Below are 17,048 nucleotides of genomic sequence, written 5' to 3'. Positions count from 1 at the left end.
TTCAAGCCGCCGATTTACTGCCAGGAGCCGACGTCGGCATCGTTGCCTTCGCCGCCGGCCTTGTTGTCCGCGCCGTAGCTGAACACGTCGACTTCGCCGTGCACGCCCGGATTCAGATATTGATACTGGCCGCCCCACGGATCGGCCGGCAGGCGCTCGAGATAGCCGCCGTCTTTCCAGTTGTTCGGCACCGGCTCGGTCGTCGGCTTTTCGATCAGCGCGCGCAGGCCTTGCTCTTGCGTCGGATAACGGCCGTTATCGAGGCGATACAGCTTCATCGCCTGCATGATGGTGCCGATGTCCTGCTTCGCGGCGACGCGGCGCGCCTCGTCCGGGCGGCTCATGATCTTCGGCACGATCAGCGCGGCGAGAATGCCGAGAATCGCGATCACGACCATGATTTCGATCAGCGTGAAGCCGCGCTGGCGGCGTCCTTGCGCCTGAGCTTGTTGAATTCGCATGCGGCGTTGGGTCCACAATTGCATGACTGCTACCTCTTGAATTGAAAATATTGTTTCCGGGTCTTGCCCGGTGATTACAAAAATCGCGCGGCTTTCCGCCTTGCCGAAGCCGCCGGTCATTCTATCGATCCGCTTTCGTCGCGTGATTCGGCCGCAAGCGAGGCATCGCGTCGCGCTCAGCGCACCCAGATCGTCGGGCCGGGCGGATTCTGCGGCAGGAAAATCTCCGACTTGACGCCGTTGCGCTCGATGATGATCGAGCGCGCGCGCACTTCCGAAAGCTTCACGCCTTGCGTGAGCGGACCGCCCAGCGACACGGCTTTCGCCGCCTCGCCGCCGTAGCTCACGATGGCCGCCGCGCCGCCCTGCAGCGCGAGAATGCCGAACAGATGCACGTCCGAATTGGCCTGACGCTCCAGCCGTCCGCCGAAAATGGTCGCAGCCTGCTCGACCGACGGCTGGCGCGTCGCCGCCGCGGCGGGCAGCGGCGCGGTTTGCCGCGAAGTCAGCGTGACGACCCAATACGTCACCGTCACGCAAAAGAGCGCGAGCGCGGCGAGCGTCAGTAAGCGAGTTTGAAGGGCGTTCATCACTGCACCAGATTATTCAGTTCGATGATCGGCAGCATCACCGCGAGCACGATCACGAGCACGACGCCGCCCATCGCAAGGATAAGCAGCGGTTCGAGCAGGCTCGTGAGGAACATCGTGCGGCGTTCGAGTTCGCGCGCTTCGCCTTCGGAAGCGCGGTCGAGCATCGTGGTGACGTCGCCGGTCGCTTCGCCCGAGCGGATCAGGTGAACCAGCACCGGCGGAAACGTCTTCGTGTTGCCGAGCGCGCGCGACAGCGACGAGCCTTCGCGCACGCGCACGATGGCGTCGTCGACGTTCTCGCGCATCGCCGTGTTGCTGAGCGTTTCGCCCGCGGCCTGCAGCGCGCGCAGGATCGGCACGCCGGCGGCGGTGAGGATCGCGAGCGTGCTGGCGAAGCGCACGGTGTTGTAGCCGCGCACCAGCTTGCCGATGAGCGGCGCGCCCAGCAGCCAGCGGTCGAACGACATGCGCGGCCCGGGCCGCGCGAGAATCGTCTTCACGAGCCACGCGAAAATCACGACGCCGATCAGCACCGCCCACCAGTAACTTCGGACGAAGGCGGAGAGCGCCATCATCATGACGGTCAGGAAGGGCAGCGCCTGCTTCGTGCTCGCGAACACGTTCACGACCTGCGGCACGACGTAACTCAGCAGGAACGTGACGATGCCGAACGCAATGATCGTCACGATGCCCGGATACGTGAACGCCAGAATGATCTTCTGCTTCAGCGCATTACGCTGTTCGATGTAGTCCGCGAGACGCGACAGCACGAGGCCGAGCTTGCCGGTATGCTCGCCCGCCGCGACGAGCGCGCGGTAAATCTCCGGAAAGTCCTTCGGATGCTGCGCGAGCGCGTTGGCGAACGAATGGCCGCCGAGCACTTCGGCGCGGATCGCGGCCATCAGTTCGCGGATGTAATCGCGCTCGGATTGCTCGGTCAGCACCGCGAGCGTCTCGCCGAGCGGCAAGCCCGCGATCAGAAGGCTCGCGAGCTGACGCGTGAGAATCGCCTGTTCGCGCTGCGACAGCCGCCGCCCGAGCGACAGGCGCTGCTGGCGCTCGCCGCGCGTGCGCGAGCCCGCCGCCTCGACGACGAGCGGTGTCAGCCCTTGCGTGCGCAACTGGCTGCGCGCGGCGCGGGCGCTGTCGGCATCGAGCACGCCTTTTTGCGTCTTGCCCGCGTGATCGATCGCCTCGAAACGGAATGCCGGCATCTGCTTATTCTCCGCCCGTCACGCGCAACACTTCTTCCAGCGACGTCACGCCGGCCGCGAGCCAGCGATCGCCGTCCTCGCGCAGCGTGCGCATGCCTTGCTTGCGGCCCGCCTCGAGAATCTCGGCATCGGCCGCATTGCGATGGATGAGCGGGCGGATCGCGTCGTCGATCAGCAGCAGCTCATAGACACCGCGACGGCCGACATAACCCGACTGGCCGCATCGGTCGCAGCCGACCGGATGGTAATGCTTCGTGCCGTCTTCCTCGACGCGCTCTTCCTTGCACACCGGACAGAGCTGGCGCACGAGCCGCTGCGCCAGAACGCCGAGCAGCGACGACGCGAGCAGATACGGCTCCACGCCCATGTCGGTGAGACGCGTGACGGCGGAAGCGGCATCGTTCGTGTGCAAAGTGGCGAGCACGAGGTGGCCGGTGAGCGAAGCCTGCACCGCGATCTGCGCGGTCTCGAGATCGCGGATTTCACCGATCATGATGATGTCCGGATCCTGACGCAGAATCGACCGCAACGCGCGCGCGAACGTCATGCCGATGCGTTCGTTCACCTGCGTCTGGCCGATGCCCGACAGGTCGTATTCGATCGGATCTTCCACCGTCATGATGTTGGTGGTCGTCGTCTCGAGGCGCGACATCGACGCGTACAGCGTGGTCGTCTTGCCGGAGCCGGTCGGGCCGGTCACGAGCACGATGCCGTGCGGGCGGCCGATCAGCTTGTCGAACTGGACGAGCGTGTCGCGCGCCATGCCGAGCGTTTCGAGATTCAGGCGCTGCGCGTCCTTTTCCAGGAGACGCAGCACCGCGCGCTCGCCGTGGCCGGTCGGCAGCGTGGACACGCGCACATCGACCGGACGGCCGCCGACACGCAACGTGATGCGCCCGTCCTGCGGCAAACGTTTTTCGGCGATATCGAGCTGCGCCATGATCTTGATACGCGAGATCAGCGCGCCGTGCAGCGCCTTCTTCGGCCGCACGACGTCGCGCAGCGTGCCGTCGACGCGAAAGCGCACGACCGACGCGTTCTCGAACGGCTCGATGTGAATATCCGATGCCTGTTCGCGCGCCGCCTGCGTGAGCAGCGCGTTGATCATGCGGATGATCGGCGCGTCGTCTTCCGATTCCAGCAAGTCTTCCACTTCCGGAATGTCCTGCATCAGGCGCGACAGATCGACTTCGCCTTCCACTTCGCCGACGACCTGCGCGGCGCTGCCGTCGTTGCGCGCGTAGGCCGAGTTGATTGCCGCGGCGAGCTCGTCGGCGGGCTTGCGGATGATCGACAGCGCGCCGAAATTACGCGCGACTTCCGCGAGCGCCGCGTCGGTCGTGCGCTCGCTTATCCAGACTTCGATGCTGTCCGCGTGCTGATGCGCGAGCAGAATCTGCCCGCTGCGCGCGAAGCCGTAAGGCACGAGCCGGGCCGCCAGCGGCGACGCCGCGGTGCTCGCGCTCTCGACTGCATCGTTGACCGTGCTCACGGATGGACTCCCGTTGCGGCATTGCCCGGCATGGCGTTGGTCGCGCCATTGGCCGGAATCGCGTTCGTCGCGCCGTTCGACGGCGCCGGATACGTGCTTTGCGGCGGCAGCGTCGATTGCGGCGCGGTCTGCGTCGGTTGCGGCGCGGGGCCGGCATCCGGATTCTGTGGCAGCGTCGTGCTCGGGCCGGGACCGCGCGTCGTATCGCTCCAGTCCAGCAGATTTTGGGCCGGCGGTCCACCGCCTTCGGAAGGACCGAGCGGTTTCGGCGGCATGACCGGCACGTTCTGATCCTTGATGATGCGGTTATCCGTCGTCGAGCCGTATTGCTGCTGACGCAGATAGTCGTAACGCGTGTTGGCGATCTGCGTGGCCGTCGCCTGGTCGCGCACGATCACCGGACGCAGGAACACCATCAGGTTGGTCTTCGTGCGCGTCTTGCCTTCGCTGCGGAACAGGCTGCCGATGAACGGAATGTCGCCGAGCAGCGGAATCTTGCTGTTGTTGTTGTTGTACTGATCCTGCATCAAACCGCCGAGCACGACGATTTCGCCGTCGTCCGCGAGAATCGTCGACTGCACCGAGCGCGTGTTGATCGTCACGCCGCCCGGATCGTTCTTCGTCGTGGAATCGACGCTCGAATCTTCCTGATAGATCTGCATCTTGAGCACGCCGCCGTCGGTGATCTGCGGCTTGACGTGCAGGGTCACGCCCACGTCGCGGCGGTCGAACGTGTTGAACGCCGTGACCGACGTGGCGGCGTTGGCGGTCGGCGTCGCGTACGAACCCGTCACGACCGGCACGTTCTGGCCGACAACGATCTTCGCTTCCTCGTTGTCGAGCGTGATGAGGTTAGGCGTCGAGAGGATGTTCGCATCCGCCGATGTCGACAGCGCCTGCAAGAGTCCGCCGAGACCGAAGAGATTGCCGAAGCGGTGCAAAAGGCCGATGTTCAAGCCTTGCGCGAGCAGGCCGGACGTCGACGTGAGGGACGACGGATTCTGCGCGATCGCGTTGCCCTGCAAGGTCAGATCGACGATGTTCGTATTGCCGGCGCCGAAGCTCGAGCTGCCGTAGAGCGCGTTGTTGCCGCTGTTGGAAAGCAGCGCGCCCTGCCACTGAATGCCGAGATTCGAACCGCTCGTCGCGGAAAGTTCGACAATCAGCGCTTCGATGTACACCTGCGCGCGGCGCGCGTCGAGCTGGTCGATCACGGTGCGCAGGTTCCGATAAACCGGATCCGCCGCGGTGATGATCAGCGAATTCGTCGCGGCATCGGCCTGGATCATGCCGCCGCCCTGGTCGTTGCCGGAATCGTTGTCCTTGTTCGACGAGAAACTCGAGTCCTTGTTGCCGGTGCCGCCCGACATCGGATTGCTGCCGCTGCCCGAACTGCCGCTGAGTCCGCCCGGCAGCGGCGGCGTGCCGGACGTTCCGGTGGACATCGACGAATTGCCGAGACCGCCGCCGCTCTGACCGAACGTGTTCGAGCTGGTGTTCGACGTGTTGTCCGAGCTGTTGTTGCCCTTGCCGAGCATGCCTCGCAGCGTCTTGGCGAGACGCGTCGCGTCGGCGTTGCGCAGCGCCACGACGTGCATGTTGCCGGGCTGGGTCGTGGGCGCGTCGAGCTTCTGCGCCAGTTGCTTCGCCGCGGCGAGGCGCGAGCTGCTCGATGCACGGAACATCAGCGAGTTGGTGCGGGCATCGGGCGTGACGGTGACTTTCAGCGTCGCGTCCGTGCTGCCGATCGCGCCGGGATCGAGCAGCTTGTTCATCTGCTCGGCGACGTCGATCGCATTCGCGTTCTTCAGCGTGACGATGTCGACGGAGCGGCCCGCCGCCGTATCGACGCCCGCGATGATGCCCGCGATGCGGCGCACGTTGTCCGCGTAATCGGTGACGACGAGCGTGTTGTTCGCCGGATACGCCGCGATCGTGTTGTTCGGCGAGATCAGCGGACGCAGCACCGGCAGAAGGTTGTTCGCCGATTCGTTGTGCAACTGAAAGACCTGCGTGATCACCTGATCGCCGCGCGCCGCCGGCGCATTGCCGACATACGTGGGCACGCCCTGCAGCTTGGCGTCGGCTTCGGGCACGACCTTCAGGACGCCGTGATCCTGCACGAGCGCGAAGCCCTGCATGCGCAGCGACGACTGGAGCGTCTTCAGCGCTTGGTCCTCGGGAACCGAATTCTCCGAAACCAGATTGAGTTGCCCCTTGACGCGGGGATCGACGATGATCGTTTTGCCGGTAGCGGCGCCGATCGCTTTCGCGACCTGGTCGATATCCGCGTTGACGAAATTCAACGTCACCTGCGCGTGCGCGGCTTGGGCGACGATAAGTCCCGCCGCCAGCATTGCCGTCGCCAGACGACGCAGTGCCATAGGTTGTCTTCTCATGGGTTTGATGTCAGAGCCGGGTCTTCGGAGCCGGCTGAGGCAGCCCCGCTCGTCAGCCGAGAGCGCCGCCAACCGCGGTGTGGAACGGGCAGGCCCGACCCCTCGCGGTTATTTTAAAAAATATGACGATAGCAGCTTTGTGTAACGGAATTGTGCCAATTCGTTCCGGATCACGTTGCCCTAGGCTGCCACGTGCGATACAAAATCCAGCGCTCTCAAGCTTTCGAATAACTTGCCGATAGACCGTATCTGAACGATTCCGAGACTCGGCCGATGTACGCGGGAGCCGAATTGTACAACGTCCAGAAGTCTTATTATTCAGACATTTAGAACAAGTCCGATCAATAGGCCGGTGCGCCTCGCGCGCATGCGGGTTTCGGAGGGCGAAACGGGCGTATGTCTGATAGCCAACTTTTGGGCGGATTCGTCAGCCGGTATGATACGGTCGGTTCCGCATTCCGGGCGGTTACAGAAAGGGTGGGTTTTCCCCATGCACGCCCGGCCGCGGACGTTGATTTGTTGGCGTTGGCGCCAAGGCGCCGCAACGGCGGCATGACGTTCCGCGTGCGCGGATGGAGCAGAAGGAAGATGAAGAGAATATTGCGATCACTGGCGATATGCGGGCCGCTCATGGCGGCCGCGGCCGCGCACGCAGACTGCTTCGACGAAGCGGCGAAGTATCAGAAGGTCAATCCGCTCATCCTGCGCGCGATCGCGTGGCAGGAATCGCACAACAAGCCCGACGCCATCAACAAGAACGCCAATGGTTCGACCGATTACGGGCTGATGCAGATCAACTCGATCCATCTCAACACGCTCGCCCAGTACGGCATCTCGAGCGGCACGCTGATGGAGCCGTGCAAGAGCGTCTATGTGGCCGCGTGGCATCTGCGTCAGAAGATGAACAAGTATGGCAATTCGTGGCAGGCGGTCGGTGCTTACCATTCCGAAACACCTGCGCTGCGCGACAAGTACTCGGCGCAGATCATCGAGATCCTGCGTCGCTGGAAGCTGCTTCAGGCTACGCGCTGACCTTCGCCCGCGCTTTTCCGCATGTGCGCCGCGCACGGCGTGCATTTGATGCAAAATCCCCTATTCGATCGCCCGCGCCGCCCGACCGGCAGCGCGGGTTCGCGCTCGTGCGCTCCGTTCCCTGTCACGCTCCATTGCGATGAATCAGATGCCATTGCCCATTACCGTGCTATCGGGATTCACCGGCGCGGGTAAGACCACGCTCGTCGATGCCTTGCTCGCGAACGCCGCAGGCGTGCGCATCGGCGCAGTGACGTGCAGCAAAGCCGCTTCCGGCGCCGATCGCGAAACCACCGAACTGCCCAACGGCTGCCTGCTTCTGACACTCGGCAGCCGGTCGATGCAAGCGCTCGAAAGCGCGATCAGCTGGATCGCGGAGCAGCAGCGCTTCGATGCGATCGTCGTCGAAACGTCGGGCATCGCCGAACCGATGACCATCGCCGAGCATCTCGCGTTCGGCGACGACGACGATGCGACGCTCGCGGGCCACGCGCATCTCGACACATTCGTCACCGTGATCGATGCCGCGAGTTTCCTGCGCGATTACGCGTCCGCGGATTCGCTCGCCGAGCGCGGTCTGTCGCCGGAAGGCCATGACGACGAAGACGATCGGACGGTCGTCGAGACGCTCATCGAACAGATCGAATTCTGCGATGTCATCGTCATCAACAAGATCGATCTCGCCAGCGCGGATGAAATCGAAAAGGTCGCGCGCATCCTGCATGGTCTCAATCCGCGCGCGCTCCAGGTCCGGGCGCAATCGGGCGACGTTCCCATCGGCGACGTGCTGAACACCGGCCGTTTCGATTTCGATGCGACCGCGAGCGCGCCCGGCTGGCTCGCGATCCTGAACGGCGAACATCCGTCGGCCGACGAACCCGATGCGTTCGGCGTGGGCCATTTCGTGTATCGCGCGCGCCGGCCGTTTCATCCCGAGCGTCTGTGGAATCTGTTGCATCAGGAATGGCCCGACGTGCTGCGCGCGAAGGGCTTCTTCTGGCTCGCGACGCGAAGCGATGTAGGCGGCTCGCTGTCGCAAGCGGGCGGAACGGTCCGGCATGGACCGGCGGGACTATGGTGGGCCGCGCAGGATCGCAGCGAATGGCCGACTGACGATCCCGAGCTCGAAGCCGAAATCGTCGCGGAATGGTATGGCGATCCGGATGACAACAGCATCGGCGATCGCCGGCAGGAGCTGGTGCTGATCGGATTGAATCTCGATCCTGCCGTCTGGCAAGACCGCTTCGACGCATGTCTGCTCACCGACGACGAATGGGCGCGCGGTCCCGACGCCTGGCGAAGCTTCGCCGATCCGTTCCCCGCGTGGGAAGTCGAGGACCACGATCATGAGCACGACCACGACCACGGTCCCGACTGCGATTGCGACGATCATCGGCATTGATGCCGGACGAAAAAAAACCCGCCGAAGGGCGGGTCATGTACATCTGGCTACTTCGAGTAGCCGCACAATCGGCAAGATGCTTACCGCTTGTTCACTGCGTCCTTGAATGCCTTGCCAGCCGTAAACTTGACCGTCTTCGCGGCCGGAATCTTGATGGACTCGCCGGTCTTCGGATTGCGGCCGGTGCGCGCTGCGCGCTTTCCCGAGCCGAAGCTGCCGAAGCCGATCAACTGCACTGCGTCACCTTTCGAGACAGCCTTCTTGATCACTTCGAGCAACGTGTCCAGCGTTTCGCCGGTTTGAGCCTTGCTGGCGCCGGTCTGCGCGGCTACGGCGTCGATCAGTTCCTGTTTGTTCATTAAGGTTCCTTTATCAGTTTAGGTTGACACGAACAGCGCGAACGCGCCGATTATACGTGCGCAAACCGTGCAGTCGAGTAGGGACGGCCTTCTGGCGTGCCTCCCCGACGATTCGGCGCTCTTGCGCGGCATCTCACCGGCATTGCTTCACTTCGTCGCCTTCGCGCCGCCTCTATACGCGGCGCTTGGTATGATAGCGCAGCGCAAACCCAATCAGGATAAGGGTTTCAAAGATTTACCCTTATATTTTTGAGGCTCCCGGCCGCTTTTTTGGGCGTAGAACACCAGGGCGCGAACCATGCTACGCGAGCTGATCATCGAATACGGCCTGCCGTTGGTTTTTGCCAACGTTCTGCTCGAGTGCCTCGGCTTGCCGCTCCCAGCCTTGCCCACATTGGTTTTGACGGGAGCGATCGCGGTCTCCGCGAGCTTCGCTTCGGCGTCGGGTTCGGGGCTTGCAACGAGCTTTCCATCGGCGGTGTGGGAGGCGCTCGCGGCCATCGTGGCCACGGCCAGCATCGCGGCGCTCATCGGCGATGCGCTCTGGTTCTGGCTCGGGCGCCGCTACGGCAGCCGCGTGCTCGCCTTCATGTGCAAGCTTTCGATCTCGCGCGATACCTGCGTGAACCGCAGCCTCGACTTCTTCGGCCGCTTCGGCGTACGCATTCTCGCGGTCTCGAAGTTCATCCCCGGCTTGTCGACGTTGGCTATTCCCGTCGCGGGCGCGACCGGTATCGGCATCGGCAGCTTCCTTCTCTATGACGCGCTCGGCGCGCTCTTGTGGTCCGGCATCGGCGTCGCGTTCGGCGCGATGTTCGCCGATCTCGTCGATAGCGTGCTCGCCTGGCTCGACCTGTTCGGACGCGGCGTGATCGCGATCGCGGTCATCGCGCTCGCGCTTTATCTCGCCGTGCGCTGGTGGCAGCGCGTGTCGCTGTTGCGCAGGCTGCGCATGGCGCGCATCGATATAGCAATGCTCCGCACGCTGCTAGAAGGCGAGCCGCCGCCGCTCGTCATCGACGTGCGCCGACGCGAACGTCGCGCGATGGATCCGTTCGCGATTCCCGGCGCGCTGCTCTTGCACGACGACGCCGCATCGCAACTCGCCGGCATATCGCGCGATCGCAAGCTCGTGACCTACTGCGATTGCCCGAGCGAAGTATCGGCCGCGCTCGCCGCCAAAGAGCTGACGGCGCACGGCTTCACCGATGTCGCGCCGCTGCTCGGCGGCCTCGAAGCATGGCGCGCGGCGGGCTACGCGCTCGAACCGCTGATGATCGAAGACGCCGCGAACGGCATGGCGCCGGCCATCGCCAAGTCATCTTCGGCTTGATGTTTCCCAATCTTTCGCATGACCGAATCCCTGCTTTTCGCGCCGCACGATCTGCCCGTGCGCTGGCGGCATGAACGCATCTTCACTTTCGTCGATACGACGTTCAGCGCCTTCCTTCCGCTCTGGCAACGCTGGCGCGACGACGAAGCGCGTTGCGAGCGGCTGCATGTCGTCGCTATCGCGCAGCCGAATGCGCTGAACGAACCGCCTTCGGCCGACGATCCATCGCCGCTCGCCGCCGAACTCGCGCGCGCCTGGCCGGTGCGCGTGCCGGGCGTGCATCGCCTCGAGTTCGATGATGGGCGCGTCGTGCTGACGCTCGCCATCGGCGATGACGTCCACGAGATGCTCGCGAAACTCTGGCTGCGCGCCGACGCGTTTCATCTCGATGCGCCGGACGATCCGCGCAAGCTGTGCAAGACGCTCGCGCGCTTTGCCGGCGACGGCGCGACGGTTTGCGCGAACGCCTCTCCGGCGCATCGTCCGACGTTGCGGCGCGCGCTGGCATCGTCGGGTTTCGACTGCTCGCCCGACGCAACGGATTCGCCGCTCGTTGCGCGCTTCGCACCGCGCTGGCGTGTGCGTCGTCATGAACCGCCGCTGCGTTGCGACGCGAGCTCGCGCGAAGCCATCGTCATCGGCGCGGGGCTCGCGGGCTGCGCGGTGAGTTCGCGGCTCGCCGCGCGCGGCTGGCACATCACGCTGATCGATCGTCATGCGGTCTCCGCGCGCGATGCATCGGGCAATCCGGCGGGCGTGTTTCATCCGATCGTCTGGCGCGACGACAGCGTCGCCGCACGCCTCACGCGCGCGGCATTTCTCTACGCGTTACGCCGATGGCGCGCGCTGGAAGACGCGAATCACGAGTTGCATCGCAGCGGCGCGGGTCTGCTTCAGATCGCCGATACGGCCGAAGACGCCGATGCGCTCGCCGCCACCATCGCGCGATTCGCGTATCCATCCGACTACGTGCAGGCTATGACGCGCGCGGATGCATCGCGCATCGCGGGCGTTGATGTCGCGCGCGGCGGCTGGTTCTTTCCACGCGGCGGTGCGATCTCGCCTGCGGCCGTGTGCGCGGCGCAAATCGATGACGCTTCGGCGCGGATCACGGCGCGCATGAATACCGAAGTGACGCGCATCGAACACGATGGCCGCATCTGGCGCGCGCTCGACGCGAGCGGCGGTGAGATCGCGAGCGCGCCGGTCATCGTCCTTGCGAACGCGCACGATGCGGCGCGGCTCGCTGGCCTGTACGGCGAACCGACGCGCAGCGTGCGCGGCCAACTCACCGTGCTCGATAGCTGCGCGCTCGATCCTCTGCGCATGCCGGTGATTGGCGAAGGCTACGCGGTGCCGCTCGGCGCGGGCGGCACGCTCGTCGGCGCGACGTATGACATCGACGATCCCGATCGCGCGATCCGCGAGGCCGGACATCGGGAGAACATCGGGCGCGTGGCGGGCATGTTGCCAGACCTCGCGCTGATGCCGGGCACAGTACGCGCGGGTCGCGTCGCGTTTCGCTGCGTGACGAGCGACCGCATGCCGATGATCGGCCAGCTCGCCGACGAACACGCCGCGCGCCGCGATGCGCGTGAACTGTCGGGCGCGTGGCCGCTCGATCTGCCGCGCATCCCGGGTCTCTATGGCGCGTTTGCGTTCGGCTCGCGCGGACTCGTCTGGGCGACGCTCGCGGCCGAGCTGATCGCTTCGCTCGTCGAAGGTGAACCCTGGCCCATCGAGCGCGAACTGGCCGAAGCCATCGATCCAGCCCGCTTTTTGCTAAAGGCGTTGAGGCACGGCGAGATATCCCCGGCAAGTTGTGGATAAGCCGTCGAATTGCGTGTGAAAGTCGTGTGAACGCGTTGTGCACGTAAACGGGACAACTGAGGCGTCCGGTTTACGCGGCCAAAAGTTGTTCCGCGTTCACCGCGCGGCGCCAACATGTTTACGGCCCGCTTCTGCTTTCTCCAAATGATTGAATGAAAAGACAAAACCCATGTTATCCACAGAAAAGGCGTTGCTTTGTTAACCACTACTACGTTTATATACAGTAAACCTGTAAACACCTGACGGCGAGTTCATCGGCCGGCCGTAAACGTGGAAGTCCGATCGACGGGCAAGCCGGTAGCCGGTCAGGTTTGCCATTCGCGTTCGAGCCTGGCAGTCGCTTTTACTTCATAAGAATCATGAGCTTGGACTTTCTGCCGGGCGACGCGAGGTATGGCACAATCGCGCTTCTTCCTGCGTTGCGCCCTCTCCAAGATGGCGTCCGCTTCAATGGAACGATGGTTGCGAGCCAAGAATCTGATCAACGAAGCCGCAACCGTCGTTTGCTGCGTTCGGCCCGGCATCCGAGCGGGCGCCGCATGCGCCACTCATGTCACACGGATCGGAGATGTCCGGTGCGACATTGAGGGCATGCAAGGCGTCTCGTGGTCAGCCGGACGCGTCGTCTAATTCGTGCACGGTTCCGCCGTGACGCCGTGTTCGTTCGCATTTCGATTCGCCTGAATGAACCAACGCTCGCGTAGCCGGGCGGATGCGCCTCGTCCGCGAGCGCGCGCCGCCGATGCGAGTCACGCAACGGAACGTGCACGCTCTGCTGCAGCACCGAAGGAGAATCCCATACGATGAATTCGGCATTTTCATTTTTGCCCGCCTGGCCGCTCGAACCCGACGCGATTCTCTGGGCCGGCCTCGCGCTCGTCACGGCGGGCCTCGCCGGCGAGTTGCTGTGGCGCGCGTGGCGCTTGCCGCGCATCACCGGTTTCGCGGTGATCGGGCTGATTGCCGGCAACGCGGGCCTCGGCGTCATCGACGCGAGCGCGGGCGGACTGTCGCGGCCGCTGCTCGATGTCGCGCTCGGGCTCTTGCTCTTCGAACTGGGCGGACGGCTCGACTTGCGCTGGATTCGCCGCAATCCGTATCTGATTCTGTCGAGCATCGCCGAATCGACGCTCACGTTCGGCCTCGTGCTGATCGCGCTGACGCTCCTCAACGTGCCGACGATGCCTTCGGTCGTGATCGCATCCATCGCGATGGCCACGTCGCCCGCGATGGTCATCCAGTTGAAGACCGAATTGCGCGCGGAAGGCCAGGTCACGCAGCGCCTCCTGACGCTGACGGCGCTGAACAGCATGTACGCGGTGGTCGTCGAGAAGCTCGCGGCCGGCGTGCTGCATCAGGAAATCTACGGCAATGCGTTTGCGACGATCCTGCAGCCGCTTTATCTGCTGATCGGTTCGCTCGTGCTCGCGTTCCTGCTCGCGCGCGCGTGCAACATGCTCGTGCGGCGCCTGCCCGCGAACGACGAGCATTCGTTCGTCGCGCTCTTCGGGCTCGTGCTGCTGGCGATCGCGATCGCGCACATCTTCAAGCTGTCGACGATTCTCGCGCTGCTCGCCGCGGGCATCATCGTGAAGAACGCCGATGAACGCCCGCAACTGTGGCCGTCGCATTTCGGTTCCGCCGGATGGCTGCTCACCGTGATCCTGTTCGCGCTGACGCTGACATCGTTTCACTGGCGCGACATCGCGCTCGGCGGCGTTGCGGCGGTCGGGCTGATCGTTGCGCGTTTCGTCGGCAAGCTGGTCGGCGTGCTGATTTTCGCGAAACCGAGCGGCCTCAACTGGAAGCAGGGCGCGGCGCTCGGCGTCGCGCTCACGCCGATGTCCGCGCTCGCGTATCTGCTCGTCGACGACATGTACGTGCTCTATCCGGACTACGACCCGACGTTGCGCGCGATCGTCATGTGCTCGATCGTCGTGTTGCAGATCGTCTCGCCTTTCGTCGTGTACCGTAGCCTGTCGGCGGTGGGCGAGCGGCGCGAGTAAGCGCCCGTACTCTTCAAGCATTGTTCATTCAAGAGGCGCCATGGCACTCGAACCTTTCATCAACTCCGAACCGTTCACGTTCGGCGTCGAGCTGGAGATCCAGGTCGTCAACACGCATGACTACGATCTGACGCGCGCCGCGTCGGACCTCATGCGTCTCATCAAGGACGAAAAGATTCCGGGCAACATCACGCCCGAAATCACCGAAAGCATGATCGAGCTGTCGACCGGCATCTGCACGACGCACGAGCAGGCCGTGACGGATCTGCGCAAGATCCGCGACGTGCTCGTCGCCGCGGCGGACCAGCTGAACGTCGGGCTTGCGGGCGGCGGCACGCATGCGTTCCAGCAATGGAGCGATCGCCAGATCTATGACGCGCCGCGCTTTCAGTACATTTCCGAGCTGTACGGATACCTTGCCAAACAGTTCACGGTGTTCGGGCAGCACGTACATATCGGCTGTCCCGATCCGAACAGCGCGCTCTTCCTGCTGCATGCGATGTCGCGCTACATCCCGCATTTCATCGCGCTTTCGGCGTCGTCGCCTTACATTCAGGGCGTCGATACGGGCTTTCACTCGGCGCGTCTGAACTCGGTATTCGCTTTTCCGCTGTCGGGACGCGCGCCCTTCGTGCTGACCTGGGACGGCTTCGAGGAATATTTCTCGAAGATGGTCAACACGGGCGTCGTCAACAGCATGAAGGACTTCTACTGGGACATCCGGCCGAAGCCCGGCTTCGGCACGATCGAAGTGCGCGTGATGGACACGCCGCTGTCCGTCGACCGTGCCGCGGCGATCGCCTGCTACATCCAGACGCTCTCGCGCTATCTGCTGCTGGACAAGCCGCTGACGCCGCGGGAGGACGACTATCTGGTCTACACGTTCAACCGTTTCGAGGCGTGCCGCTTCGGGCTGGAAGGCACTTGCATCCATCCGCAGACGGGCGAGCGGCAGACCATCGGCGAGGACATTCTGGCAACGCTCGACGTGCTCGCGCCGCACGCCGAAGCGCTCGGCTCGCAGGCCGCGCTCGCGGAAGTCGCGGACATCGCGCGCGGCGTGAACGACGCGACGTGGCTGCGCGGCGTGGTCGACAAGGAGAAGTCGCTGCACGAGGCAGTCAGACAGCAATGTCTGCAATGGCGTCGATAACGCAGCGCTTACGCTTACGCTGATGCAATTCAGCGAATCATGACGAAAGGCCGCTTCGAACTATTCCGAAGCGGCCTTTGTTTTTGAGCCGAATGAAACATGTGCTTGACGAGCAACGGGAATAACGCGCTCACGGCAACGTTTGAAAAAGAACCGATTCGACGTCGCTAAGGTTTACTTCGAAGAATCCGTATACATCCGTAATAGTAGTTAACAAGGCCGGTGCGTCGCTGTGGAAAACGTCAAAAAGAGGTTCAGAGTCAACGTGCTAGCGCGATGATAACCATGTGGATCATGCGCTCGTCGCGATACGAAATTCTGGACAACCGAAGGGCGTGCGACGCGCCGGCAGTGTTATCAAGAATACGTCCACAAACAAAGAAGACGTTTTTCCACGGGTTATCCACAGTTCTGCGTGGATAATTAAGGTGTACGTTTGTTCTAGGTCGCTTAGAATGGCGACTTTGCTGGCGTAGCGTTATAGTCGGCAGGAAAACAGCGCCACGAGCAGGACCATAAGAAGGCGCAAAACGAAGAGGGTTGCAATGTCCCCAATCAGGCACCGCTAATTGGCTTGGCACGCCTGAATTTTGAGACGGCGGGGACCGAGAACGAAGTGCAGCTCGCAAGGGGTTCGGAGTACTCTTCTGCGGACGGCGTTTCGGACGAGGTGTTCGCGGCGGTCGGCGCGAACGTGCCGTCAAACACATAAGCGGAACAACAAGCGAAAGACTATGAGTGAAGGCGTTTACGGAGAGCAGGCGACGGGGCGGGTGACCCACGGCCTGCTGAGGCTGAGCACCGCGATGCGCAGCCAGGCATGGGAATGGGCGGAAGGCGCGGGGCTGACGCCGACCCAGGGTGAAATTCTCGTTCTGCTGATGCAGCGCAAGGGGCCGATGCGCCTCGGCGAGATCGCGCGTGAAACGGCGTTGACCGCCGCCACGACGAGCGATGCGGTGAGCACGCTCGAAGGCAAGGGTCTCGTCGAAAAGCGCCGCGCGCTCGACGATGGCCGCGCGCTCGCGGTTCGTCTGACCGCGCGTGGCCGCACGGCCGCGAAGAAGGCGCTGCAATGGCCGGACTTCCTCGCGAAGGCGGTCGGCACGCTGCGCGAGGACGAGCAGGTTGCGTTCTACCGCACGCTGCTCAAGACCATCCGTCAGCTCGAATCGCAACAGCAGATTCCGGCGCACCGCATGTGTCTGTCCTGCTCGCACTTCGAAGCGAGCAAGAATCCCAAGAAGACGCCGCATCACTGCTCGCTTCTTCAGATCGACATGGCGGACACCGATCTGCGTCTCGACTGTTCGGTATACGAAGAAGCCGACGTCGCCACGCAGAAGAAAAGCTGGAAGGTCTTCGCCCAGGTCGCCTGATCCGGGCGGACGGCGTACAAGCCATTCGGCGTCATCCGGCGCTGTGGGGCCGCGGCGAGTCGGTTAGACTGTGCCCGTCGCGCCTCACCGCGAGGCGCGGCTCGTCACAACTTCGTTCCGGGCCACACGCGCTCGACCTACGGAAAGCCGCCGATGAAACATGAAGTCCTGGCGATTCGCCACGTCTATTTCGAAGATCTGGGCAGCCTCGAACTCGTGCTCGGCGATCGCGGCCTGCCGGTGCGGTATCTGGACGTCGGGCGCGGGGGGGGGGGGGGGGCCCCGCCCCCCCCCCCCCCCCCCCCCCCCCCCCACCCCCCCCCGCACGGGGCGTTTGTAGACCCGCACAAAAACAAAATACAGCCCCACCTTACCAAAATACAAAAAACAAAACA

The 17,048-nt window shown here is 63.8% G+C and carries 13 protein-coding genes and 1 pseudogene; 8 read left to right on the top strand and 6 right to left on the bottom strand.

Features of this window, described 5'->3' with window-relative positions; all coding sequences use genetic code 11:
- Window positions 1-14: 14 nt before the first annotated feature.
- The 5 genes from gspG to gspD all read right to left on the bottom strand — a co-directional run bounded on the left by gspG (window position 15) and on the right by gspD (window position 6,144).
- Complete coding sequence (gene gspG, locus NCS02_RS00070; protein ID WP_008352390.1) at window positions 15-485, bottom strand: type II secretion system major pseudopilin GspG; 471 nt, start codon at window positions 483-485, stop codon at window positions 15-17.
- A gap of 152 nt (window positions 486-637) precedes the next feature.
- Window positions 638-1,051: a general secretion pathway protein GspC gene (locus NCS02_RS00065; protein ID WP_175979674.1), complete on the bottom strand. Its 414-nt coding sequence runs from the start codon at window positions 1,049-1,051 to the stop codon at window positions 638-640.
- On the bottom strand, window positions 1,051-2,268 hold the full coding sequence (gspF, locus tag NCS02_RS00060; protein ID WP_008352392.1) for a type II secretion system inner membrane protein GspF: 1,218 nt from the start codon (window positions 2,266-2,268) through the stop codon (window positions 1,051-1,053). The genes NCS02_RS00065 and gspF overlap by 1 nt, the downstream gene beginning before the upstream one ends.
- A 4-nt stretch (window positions 2,269-2,272) precedes the next feature.
- A complete protein-coding gene (gene gspE / locus NCS02_RS00055; RefSeq protein ID WP_008352395.1) occupies window positions 2,273-3,760 on the bottom strand; it encodes a type II secretion system ATPase GspE in 1,488 nt (495 codons plus the stop codon).
- On the bottom strand, window positions 3,757-6,144 hold the full coding sequence (gspD, locus tag NCS02_RS00050) for a type II secretion system secretin GspD (RefSeq protein WP_008352397.1): 2,388 nt from the start codon (window positions 6,142-6,144) through the stop codon (window positions 3,757-3,759). Before gspD ends, gspE begins: the two co-directional genes overlap by 4 nt.
- Window positions 6,145-6,747: 603 nt before the next feature.
- Here gspD and NCS02_RS00045 point away from each other — a divergent pair.
- Both NCS02_RS00045 and NCS02_RS00040 read left to right on the top strand, forming a co-directional pair.
- Window positions 6,748-7,191, top strand: a complete 444-nt coding sequence (locus NCS02_RS00045; RefSeq protein ID WP_033536472.1) for a lytic transglycosylase domain-containing protein — start codon at window positions 6,748-6,750, stop codon at window positions 7,189-7,191.
- Between the two features lie 139 nt (window positions 7,192-7,330).
- Window positions 7,331-8,593, top strand: coding sequence for a GTP-binding protein (locus tag NCS02_RS00040; protein ID WP_250435363.1), 1,263 nt, complete (start codon window positions 7,331-7,333; stop codon window positions 8,591-8,593).
- Between the two features lie 80 nt (window positions 8,594-8,673).
- On the opposite strand, the gene NCS02_RS00035 is transcribed toward NCS02_RS00040, so the two are convergent.
- The gene (locus tag NCS02_RS00035; RefSeq protein WP_008352404.1) at window positions 8,674-8,952 is read right to left on the bottom strand and encodes an HU family DNA-binding protein; all 279 of its coding nucleotides are present in this window, start codon (window positions 8,950-8,952) and stop codon (window positions 8,674-8,676) included.
- A 298-nt stretch (window positions 8,953-9,250) separates the two neighbouring features.
- Between NCS02_RS00035 and NCS02_RS00030 the strand changes: the two genes are divergently transcribed.
- The 6 genes and pseudogenes from NCS02_RS00030 to NCS02_RS00005 all read left to right on the top strand — a co-directional run.
- A complete protein-coding gene (locus tag NCS02_RS00030; protein ID WP_008352407.1) occupies window positions 9,251-10,285 on the top strand; it encodes a VTT domain-containing protein in 1,035 nt (344 codons plus the stop codon).
- 18 nt (window positions 10,286-10,303) lie between these two features.
- Window positions 10,304-12,115: a bifunctional tRNA (5-methylaminomethyl-2-thiouridine)(34)-methyltransferase MnmC2/FAD-dependent 5-carboxymethylaminomethyl-2-thiouridine(34) oxidoreductase MnmC1 gene (gene mnmC, locus NCS02_RS00025; protein ID WP_250522789.1), complete on the top strand. Its 1,812-nt coding sequence runs from the start codon at window positions 10,304-10,306 to the stop codon at window positions 12,113-12,115.
- 803 nt (window positions 12,116-12,918) lie between these two features.
- Window positions 12,919-14,121: a cation:proton antiporter gene (locus NCS02_RS00020; RefSeq protein WP_008352411.1), complete on the top strand. Its 1,203-nt coding sequence runs from the start codon at window positions 12,919-12,921 to the stop codon at window positions 14,119-14,121.
- A 40-nt stretch (window positions 14,122-14,161) separates the two neighbouring features.
- Complete coding sequence (locus tag NCS02_RS00015) at window positions 14,162-15,274, top strand: YbdK family carboxylate-amine ligase (RefSeq protein WP_008352412.1); 1,113 nt, start codon at window positions 14,162-14,164, stop codon at window positions 15,272-15,274.
- Window positions 15,275-16,008: 734 nt separating this feature from the next.
- A complete protein-coding gene (locus NCS02_RS00010) occupies window positions 16,009-16,653 on the top strand; it encodes a MarR family winged helix-turn-helix transcriptional regulator (RefSeq protein ID WP_008352413.1) in 645 nt (214 codons plus the stop codon).
- A 153-nt stretch (window positions 16,654-16,806) separates the two neighbouring features.
- Window positions 16,807-17,048: pseudogene (locus NCS02_RS00005) on the top strand (glutamine amidotransferase); the annotation flags it as partial.

The organism is Caballeronia sp. NCF2, assembly GCF_023631205.1.
Lineage (GTDB): Bacteria > Pseudomonadota > Gammaproteobacteria > Burkholderiales > Burkholderiaceae > Caballeronia > Caballeronia zhejiangensis.
Note: the sequence above shows the minus strand (reverse complement) of the source record. Positions and strands in the feature narration are given on the sequence as shown.